The organism is Rhizomicrobium electricum, from assembly GCF_011762045.1.
Classification (GTDB): domain Bacteria; phylum Pseudomonadota; class Alphaproteobacteria; order Micropepsales; family Micropepsaceae; genus Rhizomicrobium; species Rhizomicrobium electricum.
Map to the genome: position 1 here is coordinate 306,226 of NZ_JAASQS010000003.1, position 19,318 is coordinate 325,543.

Sequence of the window (19,318 nt, forward strand, 5' to 3'; positions counted from 1 at the left end):
ATTACTGAACGCGGTCGATGCGGACCGGTCCTATCAATCCCGACGGTCTGAGCGGCGCATCGGCGCGATAGGTCGGGATGATGGTGAAGGTGTACTTCTGCTTTGCATCCGGCTGGGCATCGCCGATCAAACGATTGACCCAGAGATTGGCGACTTTCACGTTCAACACATTGCGGCCGGGCCTGATCGCCTTGGTGACGTCGATCTTGAAAGGAGCCGCCCAAGCCGTCCCCACGGACTTGCCGTTGAGGCGCACTTCGGCCAATTCCTTGACGTCGCCGAGATCGAGCACATAGCGCACGCCTTTCCGCTTGCCCGGCATGGTGAAAGTCTTGGTGTAGGTGCCTTCGCCCGAGAAATACTTCACACCCGGATCGGCGCTTTCGTTCCACGGTGCAAGACGATCGAGCGTGACGGACGCAGGCGCTCCACGGCCGGGCTGAAAAGCGACGGTCCAAGCGCCATCAATCTTGGCAACCGCCGTTTCGGTCGGAACGCGCAACGCCTGCCCGTGCATTTTTGTCGGCTTGCGGAACACCACGAATGCGGAACCGTCGGACGGAAGCGACAAGGTCACGTCGGTACGGCCATCCTTTGCAGTCCAGGACACGGGGCTGACCTTTCCCGTGACCGCATCCCACAATTCCGGCACTCTGCCCGACACGCGGAAAGTGGCAGTAAAGTTCTCCGGCGTCTTCGACCGGGTGGCTACGAAATAGAGATCGCCGTCCGCAAGCTTGCGATGAACATGCAGCACCATCGCGTCGGTGCCACGGACCGCAAAATCGGGCTTTAGATCCATCGCGGCGAATGCCTCCGGCAGGGTGGTAAACACCTGTCGGCTGGCGAACAGCGCATCACAAGCCGCCGCAAACGCTTCCGGCATATCGGCATGACTTGGGGACGAGATCGGGCGTGTTCCGACGATCACCGCTCCGGCATCGGCCAGCGCACGCAGCTTTTTCAACACCGAGACCGTCAAATGTTGCGACATGCCGCCGAGATAAAGCACGCGGTACCGCATGCCGGATTTGGTGACGAGCGCACCGTGATCGACCGTCAGTTCGTTCAACGCTTCGCTATTGAAGAAATCGAACGCGTATCCCGACGGAACCTCGATCACGCGCTTCTCGCCGAACAGCGACGTCAGCGGCGCTTCCTGACCGTAGAAATACGCCACGTCGGCAGCGAAACGGCCCTGCTGTAGCAGATAGGATGCACGCGCAATGTAGTCGGTCCACGGCCGCGCCATACCGGCCCAGCTTTCGAGCCGATCGAACATCTGGCCGTAGCCCGACAAGGTAAGGCCCGGCGCCTTGTCGACCGGCTGATGCACCGAGGTATGGATGAACATGCGATTGACGCCGCGCGCGAACGCCATGTCGACATAGCGCTTGAGACCGGACGGGGCCCAGGCCCAGGGCTGGCGGTCGCTGGTCAGCGATTCCGCGCCGACGAGATTCTGGCCATAGATATGCGCCACCGAGGCCGCACCCAGAAGATCGGCTTCGTAGGTCAGTTGAGCCGGGAACTCATCGGTATCGTAGGTCCACATCGCGCCCATCGGCATATCGAAATGCCGGCGCATTTCCATGTCGTCGCCGAATGTCGGGCGATAGATTTCCAGCGCCTCGCCTTCCGCCTGCAGCCCTTGTTCGTGCGCGAAGCGTACGATTTCGCCGTAATGATTGGCCGCCAGCAGCTCTTCTACCGTGCGGCGGAAATCCCACAGGAATTTGTCGGAGGCGGCAGGACTTTCGACGGCCGCGCCGGTGAGGACCGGCAGAAACGGCGTCGGACCGTAGCCGCGCAGACGCTTGAAATCGGCGATCAGGTTTTCGGTCCAATTCTGCTGTCCGACTTCGGAGGAATCGATCAGGATCGACCGGATGCCGCGCTTGCCGAACAGATCGGGGCCCGCCGCATTGCTGTAAAGGCTGAAATACTGGCGCAGATAGTCCCGCACATGTTCGGCATTGAGCTTGTCGACTTCGAGTCCGGTGGCTTCGCGCGGCGCCGGATGGTTTTCCTTGCCGACCAGCGAATAGCCGAGGCGCAGCACGGTCCACTTTCCCGGCGGCGGCGTCCAATCCAGCGTGCCGTCCGGTTTCATCTTGTCGGTGAGGTTGACGACGCCAGCCGGATCGATGGCCGAGCCGGGCACAAACGCGGACGCCGATGCCAAAGCATAGAAATCGCGCGGCGGCGCGGCGAACATCGCCTTCTTCTCGAACTCGTGCACGGTAGCGGCCGTGTGAAAAACGAATTCGGTGATTTGATAGATGCGCTCGACAGGAGCATCACCACCAATCGTCGGATTGGCACTCGTCTGGCTGACGCTTCCCGGCGGCAGATAGCCCGGTGCGGCATCGGTCGTGGGACGATAACTGCGCAGCAAAGGCGCCGCCGGCTTCAGCACGACGCGGAACCGGCGCGCAGTCACGGGCGCGAACGAAATCGTCTGCTCGCCCATCTGCATGCGCTGAAGCTGGGCCGCAGGCGGAAAATCGGCGACATGCCGCCACGTTTCGCCGTCATCCGATGCTTCCACGGTTACGCGATATCCCAGCGACTTGGCTACATTCATGCCGAGCGTCACGCCCTGGATAGTGGCAGGTCGCTGGAATTTTCCGGCAATCCAGATATCGGCATCGGGCGTTGCGGCCGTCAATTTCACCGCGTTTGCGAGATCGCCATCGGCCAACTGTTTGGGATCGAGTCTGCCGCCGTTCCATTCCACATCGATCACCGCCGGACTTTCGACCGGTACCGGATAGGCGAGCACGAGGCTGTCGCGATAGAAGCGCAGCGCGGCCGTCTTCGGCGTCGGCACATCGTCTCCCGCCAGAGGCGCATTCTGGATCGGGCCGATGGTATCCGGCGGCTGTGGCAGGACACCGTGAAACGGCTTGCCGCCTTCGACCGCTGTGGCGCTCCACACCAGTTTCTTCATCGCCTGATCGGGAGTTACCCACGGACCGCCGGTCGTGCTCCAGCCGGGCGCCCCCTCGATGGCGACCTCCATGCCGTATTTGTCGGCCGCACGGACGGCATAGCGGTAGATACTTTTCCATTCGTCGGAGAGATACGGAACGCGATGATCGACAACCGTCGGGGTATCGATTGCGGCATCGACCGCCGGAAACCCGACGATCCCAATGCGATGCATCCAGGCAAGGTCCTTATCGATCCCTTCGCGGGTGACATTGCCGTTCATCCACGGCCAGAAGACGCGGGGACGAGCCGCCTGGGGAGGCGCTATAAACCCACTCGCCAACGCGTCGGAGGGCCGGACCGGCTTTTTACCGCCGCTGGCCGGAAGGAACACTGCCGCCGATGTAAGCAAGGCAAGCACAAACAGACGCTTGCCGCTGATGGACGGCATGATTTTCCTCCCGAATGCACCCTTCGATAATGTTTGGTGTTGATCGAATTTGGCGCATTTCTGTTCTAACTTGCGCACTTTAGATCACTCGTGCTAACGCAACAACGGGTCCAGACGCGGACTGTACAAGGCGTCGCAGAGCGCCGGGCGAGAGGGAGACTAGCGTGATGCGCATCAACCGTCGCGAGTTTGTCGGCATGGCCGGCGCCGCTGCAGCCGTTCCAGCCGAAGCTGCCCCCCTCAACCTGGATACGATCGTCATTCCCGACCAAGGCTGGCGGTTGTGGGTCGACGACAAGGCTGCCTGGCGCGACGACGCAATCTTCCTGCCCGGCGAATTCGATCTCAAGACGCTGCCGCTGAACCCGCCGACCGGGGGATGGGATGCGCTTGCCGGCATCGCGGTCGGCCTGCCCGCGACCGTCGAACAGCATTATTGGGGAGCATTCGGAAGCCGTCCGTATACGGAACGCGAGTTCACCTATGCCGCCACCGACACGGAGCCCAAAAACGGCATTTACGAAGGCGTTTCATGGTGGTGGCGCGACATCGACATTCCCGCGGCGATGGCGGGCAAGCGCCTGATCCTCACGGTGCGCGGCGCACGGCAGCGGGCCGAGGTCTATCTCAACCGCAAGCTGGTCGGGTACTCGATCATCGACCAATTGCCGTTCGAGTGCGACCTGACCGACGCGGCGGCACCGGGCGGTAAAAACACGCTGGCGATCCGCATCACCAATCCGGGCGGACGGCTCGACTGGGTCGACGGCGACACGATCGAGTGGGGCAAGGTCCGCATCCAGAAGAGCCACGGGTTCGGCGGATTGGACCGTGGACTGACGATTTCCGTCCACCCGATGGACGCGCGCATTGCCGATGCCTGGGTGCTCAACACACCGAAAGCGGGAACGGTTCACGCATTTGTGACCGTCGCCGGCACCAAAAACACAGAACGGCAGATCGCGCTCAGGATCGTCGACACGAAGACCGGCAAGAAGCTGCCGGCACAAGTCATATATGTAGGCACCGAAGGCAGCACATTCCGGTTCGAACTGCGCGCCCGAAAGCCTGCCATCTGGGATCTCGATACACCGGCGCTCTACCGTCTCGAGGTTTCCCTCAAAACCAAACAAGGCCTGTCGCGCAAAGACGTGCCGTTCGGCTTCCGCTGGTTCACGTCCGACGGCGTTGGCTCGAATGCAATGTTCAAGCTCAACGGCCGGCGCATCAAGCTCTACTCGGCGATCTCCTGGGGCTACTGGGGGCTCAACGGACTGTGGCCGACGCCCGACCTCGCCGAAAAAGAAGTGCGCGCGGCCAAAGCGCTCGGCCTCAACTGCCTCGCCTTCCACCGCAACCCCGGCAAGCACGACGTCCTCGACGCCCAGGACCGCCTCGGCCTGCTCCGCGGCATGGAGCCGGGCGGCGGCAAATTCATGTTCGGCAAATGGCCTGCCGGCACGCCGCTAGACCAGCATAGCGTCGTGATGCAGAAGCCCGACACCGAAGCCGACAAGTTCTGCCAGCGTTACGCCATTGCCAAGATGAAGCTGATGATGCGCACGTTCCGCAGCCATCCGAGCCTCGTCCACTGGACCCTGCAGAACGAAAACAACGCCGACTTTAACGATCCGACCGTGCTCCAGGTGATGGAAGAACTGCGGGCCCTGGACGAAAGCCGCATCATCCTGATGAACGACGGCATGTCCTCACCCGAATATCGCGCCGCCCAGGCGTGGTACGAACCTTACAATCCAGTGCTGCACCGCTCCGACAAGGAACCGTGGGGCCAGTGGTGGGGCGATCATCAGGGCGCCGGCGACCAGTGGTACGACCGCTTCTATCAGGACCCGGAACACTTCACGTATCGCAACACGCTGGCGGCCGGCATCGTCCAATACGGCGAGATGGAAGGCTGCGCGGTTCCCGACAACCACACCATGATGGTGGCCGAGATCATCGCGCGCGGCGGCAAGGCCTACGACCGCAAAGACCACGAAGAGATCCTGGCGGCGTATCAGACGTTCCTGAAGCGCTGGAATTTCACCGCCGCGTTCCCGAGCGCCGAAGCGCTGTTCCTCTCCATCGGCCGCAAAAGCTATGTCAGCTGGCAGAATTATATGGAGAATGCGCGCATCGCCGACGCCGTCGACTACGCCGCGATCTCCGGCTGGGAAACCACGGCCATCGACAATCATTCCGGCATTGTCGACAATTTCCGCAACTTCAAATCCGACCCCAAACTGATCGCCGGCAGCCTCAAGCCGGTGCGGCCGGTCGCCAAGCAACGGCAGACGGTGGTGGCGCGCGGCGAGGTTGCCAAATTTGATCTTTACCTCCTGAACGACACCGGCAAGCCCGTAACGGGACGGCTGAAATTCACACGGATCGAACCCTCGGGTCTGCGCGTCGGCTTGGTGGATTCGCCGGCGCCAGCATTCGCTCCGGGACAGATGAGTGCGCTGGTGATGGAGAACTACGGCAATGCCCCGCTCGATGCCGAAGGTCTCCACCGGTTCGAGTTCTCCCTGACCGGCGAACCCGCTGCCACGCAGATGAAGGAAATCTGGGTTGTCGACACCAAGCTTCCGCCGGTTTCCGGTCGCATCTTGAAAGTCGGCGTTGCCGGCGTCTGGCCGCGTCTCCGAGAGCAGTTGGCACAGATACCCGGAATTGCGGTCGCCGACTACGTGCCGGGCGGTTCGTTCGATGTGGTCATCGCCTCCGGCCTCACCGATGCGTCAACGCCGGGGCAAAAACTCGGTGGCGACGAAGGTCTGTCGCTCGACAAAACGTCCAAGACCTCACCGGTTCCAGGAACCCTGCCCGCCGAGCTTGTTGCCGCGGCGAAAGCGGGTCTGCCGCTGTTGCTCTTGCCGCAGGAAGACGGTTTGGCCGATGGCGTTGCGCGCCAACTCGCGGCGGAAGGTGCGTTCACCTATCAGGGCCAGGTCGGCCGCTACCGCGCTCCGTGGATGGGAAACTGGTATTTCGTGCGCGAGCATCCGGTCTACGCCGGCATGCCGGTCGGGCGCGCGATGGACGGATTTTTCCAGGCCCGCGGCCGGCTCGCCAACGGTTTGATCGTCGACGGCCCCGACGTGGATGTATTCGTCGGCTACAGCCGCGATCACGACCGGCGGATCGGCGCAGGGACCTTCACGACGCGCCTCGGACGGGGCAAAGTCCTGTTCCACCGCGTGCCCGATTTCGTGGCGCCGATGCAACTTCGTTTTCTGCGCAATGCACTGTCCTGGTTAGCCTGATCTGGAGACCGAAATGCCGAGTATCGCCACGATCCGCCTCAATCCCAATGATAACGTCGTCGTTGCGGTGACGGCGCTGGAGCCCGGCACGGAAATCGTTGCGGAGGGCATCACCACGCGCGACGCCATCCCGTTCGGACATAAGGTTTCGACCAAACCGATCCCGCGCGGCACACCGGTGCGCAAATACGGTCAGGTGATCGGCGTGGCGAGCGAAGACATCGCCCCCGGCCAGCATGTCCACGTGCAAAATCTTGCGTTTTCCGATCTGCGCGAAGAAGCCGATGCTGCGCCGGTGTTCGAAGCGCACGAGCGCCCGCGGACTTTTCTCGGCTACAAAAGGGCGAACGGCAAAGTCGGCACCCGCAACTACATCGGCGTTCTGACCAGCGTGAACTGCTCCGCCACCGTGGCGCGCCACATCGCCGAAGCGGCCGAAAAGAGCGGACTCCTGAAGGATTATCCCAACATCGACGGCATTGTGCCGATCACCCACCCGTCCGGCTGCGGCATGGCGGTGAAGGGCGAAGGTTACGACCTGCTCACGCGTACGCTCTGGGGCACGGGAGCGAACCCGAATTTCGCGGCGGTGCTGCTGGTCGGACTCGGCTGCGAAATGATCCAGCTTGCGCGCTTCAAGCAGGAGTACGGCATCACCGACAGCGAGCACTTCCAATCTTTCACCATCCAAGACACCGGTGGCACGAAACGGGCGATCGCCGAAGGTCTGGCGCGGCTGAAGACGATGCTGCCGGCCGCCAATGCCATCACGCGCACCCCTCAGCCGGCGAGCGAACTCGTCATCGGCCTGCAGTGCGGCGGGTCCGACGGTTGGAGCGGCATCACCGCCAACCCGGCGCTGGGCAACGCCAGTGACCGGCTGGTGTCGCTGGGCGGCACGGTGCTTCTGTCGGAAACGCCGGAAATCTACGGCGCCGAGCACCTTCTCTATGCCCGCGCCCAATCGCCCGCGCTGGTGGAAAAGCTTCGCGCCCGGATCACGTGGTGGGAGGAGTACACCGCCATCCACAAGATGGAGATGAACAACAACCCGTCGCCGGGCAACAAAGCGGGCGGCCTCACCACCATCCTCGAAAAATCGCTCGGCGCGGTCGCCAAGGCGGGCACCTCGCCGCTGGTCGATGTCATCGAATATGCGGAGCCGGTGAAAAAGCACGGCCTCGTGTTCATGGACAGCCCCGGCTTCGATCCCTGCTCCGCCACGGGCCAAGTGGCGTCCGGTGCCACCATGATCGCGTTCACGACCGGACGCGGCTCGGCCTACGGCTGCAAACCCTCGCCGTCGATCAAACTCGCCACCAACAGCGAAGTGTACCGGAAGATGCCCGACGACATGGACCTCGATTGCGGCACCATCGCTACCGGCGGCGCAACGGTGGAGGAAAAGGGAGCCGAGATTCTCGACTACCTTCTGGCGGTGGCATCCGGGCAGAAATCAAAGAGCGAAGAACTCGGCTACGGCGATATGGAGTTCGTGCCCTGGCATATCGGCGCAGTAATGTAGCGCCGAGTTCCCAAATTATGGGAAATCTGTGCTGACGATACTTGTTTCCTATAGGTACGAATACTGACTACCCACGATTGCAGTGGTAGCGGCGGCATAACTTTACCGCGATTTAAGTGAAGTCACCTGTAATCCCCCGCGGCTTGATCGTCAGTGCAAGGGGACTTACCTAAGTGCACTCAGAAACCACCACAGCATTTCGTTTGTGCGGCGAACAGACAGTCCGCACCATCGCGGACACACATAGCGCTCTGCTGGAGTACTACGCCGCGGCACCGAACGTGGTGTTCGATCCCACTGCAATCACGGAAGCCGATCTATCCGTCGTGCAACTCGTCGAGTCGGCGCGGCAAACGGCGGCGCGCGACGGCAAGAAGATCTGTATCGCCGGCCCGCTTCCCGTTTCCCTCCGAGACGTCCTGGTGCGCGGCGGCTTCCTGAATTCGCCGGAAGACGCGCTTTTCTGGGCTACGCCATGAGCGCGATTCTGATCGTCGACGATTCCGCCAGCATCCGCCAAGCGGTGAAAATCGCTCTCGGCGGCCTTGGTCACAATGTCAGCGAAGCTGCCAATGGCGCAGAAGGCGCGACCAAGGCCGATGTTGCGCGCTTCGACCTGATCATCACCGATCTCAACATGCCGGTGATGGACGGCCTCACCATGATCCGCAAGCTGCGCACCAATGCGGCCTACACCGGCGTGCCGATCTTGTTTCTCACCACCGAGTCCGATCCCGGCATAAAGAGCCAGGCCAAGGCGGCCGGCGCCACCGGCTGGATCACCAAGCCGTTCGATGCCGACCAACTCAGCCGCATCGTCATCAAGGTCCTGGCAAAATGACCGACAACGATCCCGCACAAGTCTTCCGCGTCGAAGCACAGGAACTTCTCGATCAGATCGAGCAAGCCCTGCTCGATCTCGAGAAAAGTCCCGGCGATGCCGATCTCATCGCCCAGGTCTTTCGCGCCATGCATACGCTGAAGGGTTCGGGCGCGATGTTCGGCTTCGACGCGCTGGCAGGCTTTGCCCACGCCTGCGAAACGGCGTTCGATCGCGTGCGCAAGGGCCTCGTCAAAGCGACACCGAAGCTGATCGCCTCGGTCCTGGCGGCGGAAGACCATCTGCGCGCCCTGGCGGAAGGAAAGAACGTTCCGGAAGATGAAGGAGCCGCCCTCCTCGCCAGCATCGAAGCCGCCATGGCCGCCGGATCGCCCGCACCAACAGCCCCGGAACCAGAACCGGAGAAAAGCTGGCGAATCCGCTTCTCGCTGGCCCGCGATGCCCTCGTCAACGGCACGCGCCCGCTCGCGCTGCTTGACGAACTCCGCGCCCTGGGGCCCTGCGAGATCGCGCCGCTCACAGGCGACATTCCCAATCTCGAAACTTTGCAGCCAACGGATTGCCATCTCGGTTGGGACATCCACCTCAAGACGCGTCATCCGCGCGCAGCGATCGAAGAAGTGTTTATCTTCGTCGGTGACGACGCAGCACTTACCATTGAACTCGTCCCGCTAGCTTCCGCCGCCGGCCATGTTGTATCCGAAGCCGCCTCCCCCGTGGCAGCGAACGACAAGCCGGCGGCGGCGCAAGCCATCGGCTACACCGTACGCGTGCCGGCCGAGCGCCTCGACGAACTGATGAACCGCGTCGGCGAACTCGTCATCGCCCAGTCACGACTCAAGCAGGTCGTCGCCTTCTCGAACGATGCCAATCTTCATTCCGTCGCCGAGGAAATCGAACGGCTGGCATCGGAACTGCGCGACTCCATGATGAACGTGCGGATGGTGCCGATCAGTCAGTTGTTCGGCCGCTTCCGCAGGTTGATCCACGATCTGGCGCGCGATACCGGCAAGACGATCGACTTCCGCACCTCCGGCGAAACCACCGAGCTCGACAAAAACGTCATCGAGCGCCTTGCCGACCCGCTGATCCACCTGATCCGCAATTCCGCCGATCACGGGCTCGAAACGGCCGAAGAACGTCGCGCTGCGGGCAAACCCGATGCCGGACGCATCACGCTCTCCGCCCGGCAAGCGGGCACCGAAGTCGTCATTTCCGTCAGCGACGACGGCCGCGGTGTGGACCTCAACCGCGTGCGTGCCAAAGCCGAGCGTTCCGGACTGCTCGCTCCCGGCGCGCCGACGAGCGACGCAGAAATTCTACAGTTGCTGTTCGCACCGGGATTCTCCACGGCCGAAAAAGTCACCAATCTCTCCGGCCGCGGGGTCGGCATGGATGTTGTGAAGCGCACCGTGGAATCCCTGCGCGGCACCATCGACATCGCCAATCGCCCCGGCAGCGGAGCGGAGGTCGCGCTGCGCCTGCCGCTGACGCTCGCGATCATCGATGGCCTTCTCGTGCGCATCGGCCAAGGCCGCTACGTCATCCCGCTTGCCTCGGTGGAGGAATGCGTCGAACTAACGACCGATCAGGATCAGCGCAGCCGGGGACGCTCGTTCCTCACCTTGCGCGGCCAGTTGGTACCGTTCATCCGGCTGCGCGAGCTTTTCGCGACCGGAACCGTACCCGACAAGTACCAGAAGATCGTCGTGGTCTCGACGGGCAGCGAACGCGTCGGTCTCGTCGTCGATCAGATCCTCGGCGACCACCAGACCGTGATCAAGCCGCTGTCCAGCTTCCACGCCGGAATCGGCACATTCTCGGGCGCCACAATTCTCGGCGACGGCGGCGTTGCCCTCATTCTCGACGTACCGCACTTGGTGGCCGCTGGACAGCAACAGGAGGACCGGCTGCGCGCAGCCGGGTGATCTATGATCGAGAAGGACGAAATCGTCTGGGACCAAGACGGCCAGATCAAGGTGCTGACCTTCGATCTGAGCGGCGAAACCTTTGCCCTCGAAGCCAACATGGTATGCGAGATTCTCGACATCCAATCCGAGACGCTCGTGCCGGGAAGCGCCGCCATCGCAGGTAGCGTCATCAATTTTCGCGGCAGCGTCATTCCGGTGGCGGATTTGCATCTGGCCTTCGGATTCGACGCGCAATCGGTCACCCAGGACAGCCGCTTCATCGTGATCGAACTGGAACACAACAACGAGGCCTGCGTCATTGGCCTCAAGGCAGACAAAGTCCACGAAGTCACCACTATCGACCACCGGACAACCGAGGCGGCACCCCGCATCGGCACGCGCTGGCGGCAGGATTTCATCCGATGCCTGGCAAAGCGGAACAATGACTTGATCGTCGTTCCCAACCTGCCGCGTATTTTCAATATTTGCGGCCACATTCAGGCCGGAACGCAACACTGACAGGGGACGGACATGCGTTTCACGATCAAATGGAAACTCGGCCTAGCTTTCGCAACCATTATCATTCTGATGCTGGCGGCAGCGGGCTTCGGTATCAATGGCGTCAGCGCGATGAATCAGAGCTTCACCGGCCTCATCCAGGGTCCCGTCGAGAAGCTGCAGGTCGGCCGCGATGTGCGGTATTTCCTGCTCGAGATGTTGCGATCGGAAAAGAACATGATCCTGTCGGACGATCCGAAGATGATCCAGGATTATGACGAGCAGATCACCGAACTTCGCGAGAAGATGGATGCCACGCTCGCGCATGGCTACGACATCGCAGGCGAACAGGGCCGCCCCATCTACGCCAGGATGCAAAAAGCCTGGGAGGAGATCAAGCCGCTCGACGTGCAGCTACGCGACTACGCCAAGCAAGGCAAGAAGGCCGAAGCGAAAGAAATCTCGCTGGTGAAGGAATACAAGCCCGGCATGCAGCTGCTCACCGATTCGAACGAGCGTGTGCAGCGCGCCAGGAACCTGATGGAGGAGGCGAAGGTCAAAGCCGAGAACAGCTATGCTTCGACCCGGACGTTCCTGATCACCCTCACGGCCGTGGCTTTCCTGCTCGCAGCGATTGCCGGCGGCTGGATCATCCTGTCGATCGGATCCGGTCTTCGGAAGGTGACGAAGCTGGTAGATGCGGTCGCCATCGGCGACCTCAGTCAGTCGATCGAGATCCGGACAAACGACGAGATCAAGGACGTCGCAACGTCCGTCGAAACCATGACCGCCAATCTGCGCGCCACCGCCGCCATCGCCGACAAGATTGCCGAAGGCGATTTGATGGTCCAGCCGAAAGCGTTGTCGGAGAAGGACACGCTGGGCCGGGCGCTGGAGCGCATGGTCGAGAAGCTGCGCGATGTGGTGGCCAACGCCACCAATGCCTCGGAGAACGTGGCGTCGGGCAGCCAGGAACTGTCGTCGGCCGCCGAGCAAGTCAGCCAGGGCGCCACCGAGCAGGCTTCCTCGGCCGAAGAAGCCTCCGCCTCGATGGAAGAGATGGCGGCCAACATCAAGCAGAACGCCGACAACGCGGCCCAGACCGAGAAAATCTCCCGCCAGTCGGCCAAGGACGCCGAACTCAGCGGCGATGCCGTCAACAAGGCCGTGGTCGCCATGCAGACGATTGCCGAAAAGATCACCATCGTGCAGGAAATCGCACGCCAAACCGATCTGCTCGCCCTCAACGCCGCCGTCGAAGCGGCGCGCGCAGGCGAACACGGCAAGGGCTTCGCGGTCGTGGCTTCGGAAGTACGCAAGCTCGCCGAGCGCAGCCAGACGGCCGCCTCGGAGATCGGCGCGGTATCGAGCGAGACGGTGAAGGCGGCCCAGGCTGCCGGCGAGATGCTGACCCGGCTGGTGCCCGATATACGCAAGACCGCCGAACTCGTCTCGGAAATCAGTGCCGCCTGCCGCGAGCAGGACGTCGGCGCCAGCCAAATCAACGAGGCAATCCAGCAACTCGACAAGGTGACGCGCCAGAACGCAGCAGCCTCGGAGCAGATGAGCGCGACGTCGGTGGAACTGGCCAGCCAGTCGGAAGAACTGCAGGCATCGATCTCGTACTTCCGCACCGAAGCCAAGAGCGGCGCGCCGCAACTCAAGAAGCCACAGTCCAAGAAGCGTCTTGAACGCACGATACTGCGCGGTACTCCCAAAGCCGGCGCGACGGTCGCCGAGCAGCAGGCCCGCGCGAAGGGCTTTGCGCTCGATCTCACCCGCGGCGGTCCGGATGAGGACGACGAACGCTTCAAGGAGTATGCGTGATATGGCGGGTCAGTTCGTTACGCTGGGCCTCGGCCGGGAGGTGTTCGCGGTGCCGGTGTCGATGGTCCGCGAGATCCTCGACTACCGCGAACCCTTCGCCATCCCCGAAGGCCCGCCCTGGATGCTGGGGTTGATCGACGTGCGCGGACGCGGCGTGCCGATGATCGACCTTCGCAGCAAACTCGGCCTGCCCCGTATCGAGCCAACGCCGGTGACCCGCATCCTGGTACTGGACGTGCCGATTGAAGGACGCACGCTGAGCCTCGGGCTCGTCGCCGACCGCGTCCTGGAGGTGGCGAGTTTCGCCGATGAAGAAATCGAGGGGGCGCCGGACGTCGGTGTCGCCTGGCGCTCCGATTACATTGCTGGTGTCGTGCACCGCGCCGATGGTTTTGTGGTGATTTTCGATGTGGCAAGACTGCTTGCAAGCAACGACGTCGCCGTGCTCGCCGCGTCGGTCGATCAGGCTGCCTGACGAGTTCGCGATGATACGCCACGTCGCCGGCCCCTTGGACGACAACGAGCCGCTCAGCCCCTTCAATTTCGAGCGGCTCACCAAGTTCATCAAAAACTACAGCGGCATCGCGCTCAACGTCTCGCGGCGGACCATGCTGGAAGGACGGCTGCGGCGGCGCTGCCGGGCCGTCGGGATCGACGACGTCAACGAGTACTGCCGCATCCTGTTCGACGAAACCGGCCCCGAGATCGATGCCGAGATCGTCCACCTGATGGACGCGGTAACAACCAACAAAACCGATTTCTTTCGCGAGCCGGCGCATTTCGACTATCTGACCCAGACCATACTGCCGGACATCCTCCGCTCCGGCCCGCGCCGCATAAAGGCCTGGAGCGCGGCGTGTTCGATCGGTGCGGAACCCTACACGCTCGCAATGCTGCTTGACGATTTCTGCCGCAAGCATCCCGGCATGGACTATTCCATTCTGGCGACCGATCTCTCCTACCAGGCCTTGCAGAAAGCTCTGATCGGCCGCTTCCCAGAGGCCATGGTCGATCCGGTGCCCGACGATTTTCGCCATCGCTACGTGATGCGTTCGTCGGATGGCGACGAAGTCCGAATGTCCCCGCAGCTAAGGTCGGCCATTTCGTTTGCCCGGCTCAACCTGATGGACGAGACCTATCCGGTTCCGGCCGATTTCGACCTGATCTTCCTGCGAAATGTGCTGATCTATTTCGACAAGCCGACCCAGCTTGCGGTGCCGACGCGGCTGTGTCGCCACTTGCGGCTGGGCGGCCACCTCGTGCTCGGCCATTCCGAATCCGTATCGCGTTCCGGACTGCCGCTTGCGGCCGTCGCCAATACCATCTTCCAACGGCAATGATGCCATGGCACACCAGAAACTCCGCGTTCTGATCGTCGACGACTCCGCCACCGTGCGGCAGACTTTGACGACGATCTTGGAGGAAGATCCCGATATTACCGTGATGGGCACCGCCGGGGACCCGTTTGCGGCGGCCCAGCGCATCAGGAAGGAAGTTCCCGACGTCATTACGCTCGACGTCGAAATGCCCCGCATGGACGGCATCACCTTTCTCAGGAAGCTGATGGCGCAGCACCCTATTCCGGTGGTGATGTGTTCCTCGCTGGTGGAAGAAGGCACGCAGACGCTGCTGCAGGCGCTCGACGCCGGCGCAGTCGACATCATCCAAAAGCCAAAAGTCGACATCGCCGAGCAGCTGCTCGAAACCAAAATTCAGATCTGCGACGCCGTCAAGGCTGCCGCCAAAGCCCGCTTGCGCGAGCCGCGCCGCGGCGCGCCCGAGCCGCTCACACCCGAGAAAAAACTCACCGCGGACGCAATGCTGCCGCCGCCGGTGCGCCACGCCATGGCGCGAACCACCGAAACGATCATCTGCATGGGCGCTTCGACCGGCGGTACTCAGAGTCTCACCGACGTGCTCATTTCCCTGCCCGCGGCCGCGCCCGGCATCGTCATCGTGCAGCACATGCCGGAGCGCTTCACCACCTCCTTCGCCAAGCGGCTCGACAGCGTTTGCCAAATGGAGGTGAAGGAAGCCGCCGATGGCGATCCGGTTCTGCGCGGGCGCGTATTAATCGCGCCGGGCAATTTCCACACCATCCTCGAACGCAGCGGCGCCAAGTACTACGTCTCGGTCAAGCCGGGTCCGCTGGTATCGCGTCATCGTCCGTCCGTGGACGTATTGTTCCGCTCGGCGGCGAATGTGGCGGGCAGCAATGCCGTGGGAGTCATCATGACGGGCATGGGCGATGACGGCGCCCGCGGTCTTGCGGAAATGAAGCAAGCCGGCGCCTTCACTATCGCCCAGGACGAAGCCACGTCGATCGTCTTCGGCATGCCCAAGGAAGCCATCGCCCGCGGCTGTGTCGACCGCGTCGTGCCGCTGCAGAACATCGCCGTCGAGATGCTGCGGGCGGCCGCGCGCTAAGGGAAACCGGCCGGCGCTTGCGCCAAGCGCTATCTCGCGGTATACCCCTCCCCGGTATATACCCCCGGAGGGTACAGTGACGAAAGCCGATCCCAAGCTGCTCAGCCGCCTTGCCCGCATCGAGGGCCAGGTGCGCGGCGTCGTGCGCATGGTGGAAGAGGAACGCTACTGCATCGACGTTCTGAACCAGATCGAAGCGATCAAGGCGGCTCTGGGCCGGGTAGAAACCGAGGTCCTCAAAGGGCACGCCGCCCATTGCGTCGCGCACGCCATCAAATCGGGCGACGCCCGCGACCAGAAGCAGAAATTCGACGAACTGGTGGAGCTGTTCAGCCGCTATGGCAAATGAAACCTTGAACCCGAAAGATCCGGTTTGCGGCATGACGCCGAACCCGGAAACCGCCATCGCCAAAGGCAACACGAGCGTCCGCAACGGTGTGCGCTACATCTTCTGCTGTGCCGGCTGCAAAACCAAATTTGATGCCGAGCCGGAGAAGTACGTTACAGCCTCCCCCGTTGAGGCCGCACCCGAGCGCGCCAAAGATCCCGTCTGCGGCATGACCCCGTTCGTCGCGGTCGCCAAAGCCAAGGGAAACCACACCAACTATAAGGGCGAGGACTACTATTTCTGCAGCGCCGGCTGCAAAGCGAAGTTCGAAGCCGAGCCGGACCGATATCTTTCCCTCTCGCCCGCTGTGGGCGGGACCTCCCCCGCTGCCGGCCATTGCACCTGCCATTCTTCCGAGCATCGCGGAGGAGAAAAGACGGGGAGCAAAGACATTCTCTACACCTGCCCGATGCATCCCGAAGTGAAGCAGATGGGGCCGGGCGATTGTCCAATCTGCGGCATGGCACTGGAGCCGGCGGATCCGACGGCAGCCGAGGATGATTCCGAATATCGCGACATGCGCCGCCGCTTCTGGATCTCGCTGGCGCTGACCGCGCCGGTATTTCTGCTTGCGATGGCGGGTGATGTATTACCCATGGCACCGCTGCTGCGCGCAGTCATCGAGGCGTTGTTGGCGCTTCCGGTGGTGGTTTGGGCAGGCTGGCCGTTCTTCGTGCGCGGCTGGAAGGGCGCGGTAACCGGCCACGCCAACATGTTCACCCTGATCGGCCTCGGCGTCGCGGTGGCGTACCTCTACAGCCTTGTCGTGCTGCTGGTGCCGTCGTTGGTGCCGGCCGGGTATCATCACGGCGCGATGGGACCGCCGGTCTATTTCGAGGCCGCGGCAGTAATCATCACCTTGGTGCTGATGGGACAAGTGCTCGAACTGCGCGCCCGCTCCCGCACCGGCGCCGCGATCCGCGCCTTGATCGATCTTGCGCCCAAGACTGCGCTCCGGCGTACCGCGCACGGGACCGAAACGGTCGAGCTGGCGCAGGTCGTGCTTGGCGACGAGTTGATCGTACGCCCCGGCGATGCCGTTCCGACCGATGGCGAAGTGATCGAAGGCGAGAGCGCTGTCGATGAATCCATGCTGACCGGCGAATCCGTGCCGGTCGCCAAGGCGAAAGGCGATGCGGTCACCGGCGGCACGCTCAACAAGAACGGCGCCCTGGTGATCCGCGCCACCCGCGTCGGCGCCGATACGGTGTTGTCGAAGATCGTGGCCCTGGTTGCCGAAGCACAGCGGAGCCGCGCTCCGACACAGACACTGGCCGACAAGGTATCCGCATGGTTCGTACCGACAGTATCGGCGGTCGCGATCGTCACCTTCATCGCGTGGCTGGCGGCAGGCTTTACGCTCGACTACGCGCTGATGGCCGCCGTATCCGTGCTCATCATCGCCTGCCCTTGTGCCCTGGGATTGGCGACGCCAATGTCGGTGATGGTTTCGGTGGGACGCGGCGCCCATTCCGGCGTGCTGGTGAAAAACGCAGCGGCTCTGGAGAAATTCGCGACCGCCGCCGTGCTGGTGATCGACAAGACCGGCACTATCACCGAAGGCAAGCCCGAAGTGGTGGCGATCCACACCGTGGCGGGCACCAGCGAAACCGAGATGCTGGCTTTGGCGGCAGCGCTGGAATCCAAAAGCGCCCATCCTCTCGCCCACGCGGTGATCGAACGCGCCGGCACACTTGCTTTGCCGTATGCGGACGATTTTGCCAATGTCACCGGCAAAGGCCTTCGCGCGCGCGTCGACGGCGCCACAATCCTGGTCGGCAGCGAGGACTTCCTCGCCGAGAACGGCGCGCCGACCGGCGCACTCATGGGCGATGCGGCGCATTGGCGGACAGTGGGTGCCACCGTGATCTTCGTGGCGCGCGGCAGCGATGCACTCGGCCTCATCGCGATCAAGGACCCGCTGAAGCCAAGCGCGCGCGAAACCCTTGCGGCACTCGCGGCGGAAGGCCTCGACATCGTGATGGCGACCGGCGATGCACCGGAGACCGCGCAGGCCATTGCCGTCGAAGCGGGTATCAAAACCGTCGCGGCGCGACTGACGCCGGAAGGCAAGGCCAAGCTAGTTGCGGACAAGCGTGGCAGCGGCACGGTTGCGTTCGCGGGCGACGGCGTTAACGACGCTCCGGCGCTGGCAGCGGCGGACGTGGCGATCGCCATGGGTTCGGGCTCCGACGCGGCAATCGAGACCGCCGGATTGGTACTCCTGAAAAGCGATCTCGGTGCCTTGTTGCGGGCCCGGCGCCTGGCCAAGGCGACCCTTCGCAACATGAAGCAGAACCTGTTCTGGGCATTCGCGTATAACGCGCTGGGCGTTCCGCTGGCGGCGGGCGTTCTCTATCCGATCACCGGCTGGCTGCTGTCGCCGATGGTTGCGGCTGCGGCAATGAGCTTCAGTTCGGTGTCGGTGATCGCCAATGCGTTGCGTCTGAAGGGGGCGAAGCTCTAAAAATGCCAGCGTAGGGGATACGGCAATGAGCAAGGTGAAGTCGTTTTTCAACCGCCTCTGGAACGGCAAAGGCAAGCGCAAGCCGTGGATCCGGCGGATCTTCCTGGTGTTGTTCGCGTTTCTGGTGCCGCTGCCGCTCCTCTATCTCGTGATCTTCCGCTTCGTGCCGGTGCCGGGAACGCCGCAAATGGCGATCTACCTCCTCACCGGCCGCGACGTGCATCATTCCTGGCGCTCGATCGACGCCATGGCGCCGGGGCTCAAATACTCGGTGATCGGCTCCGAGGACCAGAATTTCTGCAGCCATCACGGTTTCGATTTCGAGGATATCGAACTCGCCATCAAAGAGCGCGAGCAAGGCAGGAGCCATCGCGGCGCCTCCACCCTCAGCCAGCAGGTGGCGCGCACACTGTTCCTGCCGCCGTCGCGCACCTGGGTCCGCAAGGGTGTCGAGGCCTGGCTGACGGTGCTGGTCGAAGCCGTTTGGCCCAAGAAGCGCATCCTCGAGGCCTATCTCAATCTGGTCGACTGGGGGCACGGCAACTTCGGCGCCGAAGCGGCCGCGGAAGCCTACTTCCATAGCCCGGTGAACCGGCTTTCCGGCGCCCAGGCGGCGCGGATGGCCTCGATCCTGCCCAATCCCGACAAGTGGAAGGCGACGCGGGCCGGCAAAAAGCGGATGTCCCGCGCCATGGCCCGCACCCGCGAAGCCCGCGAAGGCGATATGGACTGGTGCGTACGATAAAGGCTAGGACCGGCACGACACTTTCATTACACTGTTCGC

At 62.8% G+C, this 19,318-nt stretch carries 14 protein-coding genes; 13 read left to right on the forward strand and 1 reads right to left on the reverse strand.

Annotated features, from left to right (window positions below):
* Position 1: 1 nt before the first annotated feature.
* Positions 2-3,385: a glycosyl hydrolase gene (locus FHS84_RS07010; protein ID WP_166932315.1), complete on the reverse strand. Its 3,384-nt coding sequence runs from the start codon at positions 3,383-3,385 to the stop codon at positions 2-4.
* Between the two features lie 167 nt (positions 3,386-3,552).
* On the opposite strand from FHS84_RS07010, the gene FHS84_RS07015 reads away from it, so the two are divergent.
* The 13 genes from FHS84_RS07015 to mtgA all read left to right on the forward strand — a co-directional run bounded on the left by FHS84_RS07015 (position 3,553) and on the right by mtgA (position 19,279).
* Positions 3,553-6,651: a glycoside hydrolase family 2 TIM barrel-domain containing protein gene (locus FHS84_RS07015; RefSeq protein ID WP_243850825.1), complete on the forward strand. Its 3,099-nt coding sequence runs from the start codon at positions 3,553-3,555 to the stop codon at positions 6,649-6,651.
* A gap of 13 nt (positions 6,652-6,664) precedes the next feature.
* Positions 6,665-8,176, forward strand: coding sequence for a UxaA family hydrolase (locus FHS84_RS07020; protein WP_166932319.1), 1,512 nt, complete (start codon positions 6,665-6,667; stop codon positions 8,174-8,176).
* Between the two features lie 173 nt (positions 8,177-8,349).
* Complete coding sequence (locus FHS84_RS07025; RefSeq protein WP_166932321.1) at positions 8,350-8,655, forward strand: STAS domain-containing protein; 306 nt, start codon at positions 8,350-8,352, stop codon at positions 8,653-8,655.
* Positions 8,652-9,017 (forward strand): response regulator, encoded by a 366-nt coding sequence (locus FHS84_RS07030; RefSeq protein WP_166932323.1) that lies wholly within the window; start codon positions 8,652-8,654, stop codon positions 9,015-9,017. Before FHS84_RS07025 ends, FHS84_RS07030 begins: the two co-directional genes overlap by 4 nt.
* Entirely contained in the window at positions 9,014-10,945 is a 1,932-nt protein-coding gene (locus FHS84_RS07035) for a chemotaxis protein CheA (RefSeq protein WP_166932325.1), read from the forward strand. The genes FHS84_RS07030 and FHS84_RS07035 overlap by 4 nt, the downstream gene beginning before the upstream one ends.
* Positions 10,946-10,948: 3 nt before the next feature.
* Positions 10,949-11,446 carry a chemotaxis protein CheW gene (locus FHS84_RS07040; RefSeq protein WP_166932327.1) on the forward strand — a complete coding sequence of 166 codons (498 nt, stop codon included), beginning with the start codon at positions 10,949-10,951 and terminating at the stop codon, positions 11,444-11,446.
* Positions 11,447-11,458: 12 nt separating this feature from the next.
* Entirely contained in the window at positions 11,459-13,252 is a 1,794-nt protein-coding gene (locus FHS84_RS07045; RefSeq protein WP_166932329.1) for a methyl-accepting chemotaxis protein, read from the forward strand.
* A gap of 1 nt (position 13,253) precedes the next feature.
* Complete coding sequence (locus FHS84_RS07050; RefSeq protein WP_166932331.1) at positions 13,254-13,727, forward strand: chemotaxis protein CheW; 474 nt, start codon at positions 13,254-13,256, stop codon at positions 13,725-13,727.
* A gap of 10 nt (positions 13,728-13,737) precedes the next feature.
* Positions 13,738-14,592 (forward strand): CheR family methyltransferase, encoded by an 855-nt coding sequence (locus FHS84_RS07055; protein WP_166932333.1) that lies wholly within the window; start codon positions 13,738-13,740, stop codon positions 14,590-14,592.
* A 4-nt stretch (positions 14,593-14,596) separates the two neighbouring features.
* Positions 14,597-15,679 carry a protein-glutamate methylesterase/protein-glutamine glutaminase gene (locus FHS84_RS07060; RefSeq protein ID WP_166932335.1) on the forward strand — a complete coding sequence of 361 codons (1,083 nt, stop codon included), beginning with the start codon at positions 14,597-14,599 and terminating at the stop codon, positions 15,677-15,679.
* A gap of 76 nt (positions 15,680-15,755) precedes the next feature.
* On the forward strand, positions 15,756-16,028 hold the full coding sequence (locus FHS84_RS07065) for a metal-sensing transcriptional repressor (protein WP_166932337.1): 273 nt from the start codon (positions 15,756-15,758) through the stop codon (positions 16,026-16,028).
* A complete protein-coding gene (locus FHS84_RS07070; protein WP_166932339.1) occupies positions 16,018-18,534 on the forward strand; it encodes a heavy metal translocating P-type ATPase in 2,517 nt (838 codons plus the stop codon). Before FHS84_RS07065 ends, FHS84_RS07070 begins: the two co-directional genes overlap by 11 nt.
* A gap of 25 nt (positions 18,535-18,559) precedes the next feature.
* Entirely contained in the window at positions 18,560-19,279 is a 720-nt protein-coding gene (gene mtgA, locus FHS84_RS07075; RefSeq protein ID WP_166932341.1) for a monofunctional biosynthetic peptidoglycan transglycosylase, read from the forward strand.
* The last annotated feature ends 39 nt before the right edge of the window (positions 19,280-19,318 follow it).

What these genes read in the sequence shown, in the direction of transcription:
- FHS84_RS07010 (WP_166932315.1), bottom strand. Translation starts at nt 3,385, where the DNA reads ATGCCGTCCATCAGCGGCAAGCGTCTGTTTGTGCTTGCCTTGCTTACA.
- FHS84_RS07015 (WP_243850825.1), top strand. Translation starts at nt 3,553, where the DNA reads ATGCGCATCAACCGTCGCGAGTTTGTCGGCATGGCCGGCGCCGCTGCA.
- FHS84_RS07020 (WP_166932319.1), top strand. Translation starts at nt 6,665, where the DNA reads ATGCCGAGTATCGCCACGATCCGCCTCAATCCCAATGATAACGTCGTC.
- FHS84_RS07030 (WP_166932323.1), top strand. Translation starts at nt 8,652, where the DNA reads ATGAGCGCGATTCTGATCGTCGACGATTCCGCCAGCATCCGCCAAGCG.
- FHS84_RS07035 (WP_166932325.1), top strand. Translation starts at nt 9,014, where the DNA reads ATGACCGACAACGATCCCGCACAAGTCTTCCGCGTCGAAGCACAGGAA.
- FHS84_RS07040 (WP_166932327.1), top strand. Translation starts at nt 10,949, where the DNA reads ATGATCGAGAAGGACGAAATCGTCTGGGACCAAGACGGCCAGATCAAG.
- FHS84_RS07045 (WP_166932329.1), top strand. Translation starts at nt 11,459, where the DNA reads ATGCGTTTCACGATCAAATGGAAACTCGGCCTAGCTTTCGCAACCATT.
- FHS84_RS07050 (WP_166932331.1), top strand. Translation starts at nt 13,254, where the DNA reads ATGGCGGGTCAGTTCGTTACGCTGGGCCTCGGCCGGGAGGTGTTCGCG.
- FHS84_RS07055 (WP_166932333.1), top strand. Translation starts at nt 13,738, where the DNA reads ATGATACGCCACGTCGCCGGCCCCTTGGACGACAACGAGCCGCTCAGC.
- FHS84_RS07060 (WP_166932335.1), top strand. Translation starts at nt 14,597, where the DNA reads ATGGCACACCAGAAACTCCGCGTTCTGATCGTCGACGACTCCGCCACC.
- FHS84_RS07070 (WP_166932339.1), top strand. Translation starts at nt 16,018, where the DNA reads ATGGCAAATGAAACCTTGAACCCGAAAGATCCGGTTTGCGGCATGACG.
- mtgA (WP_166932341.1), top strand. Translation starts at nt 18,560, where the DNA reads ATGAGCAAGGTGAAGTCGTTTTTCAACCGCCTCTGGAACGGCAAAGGC.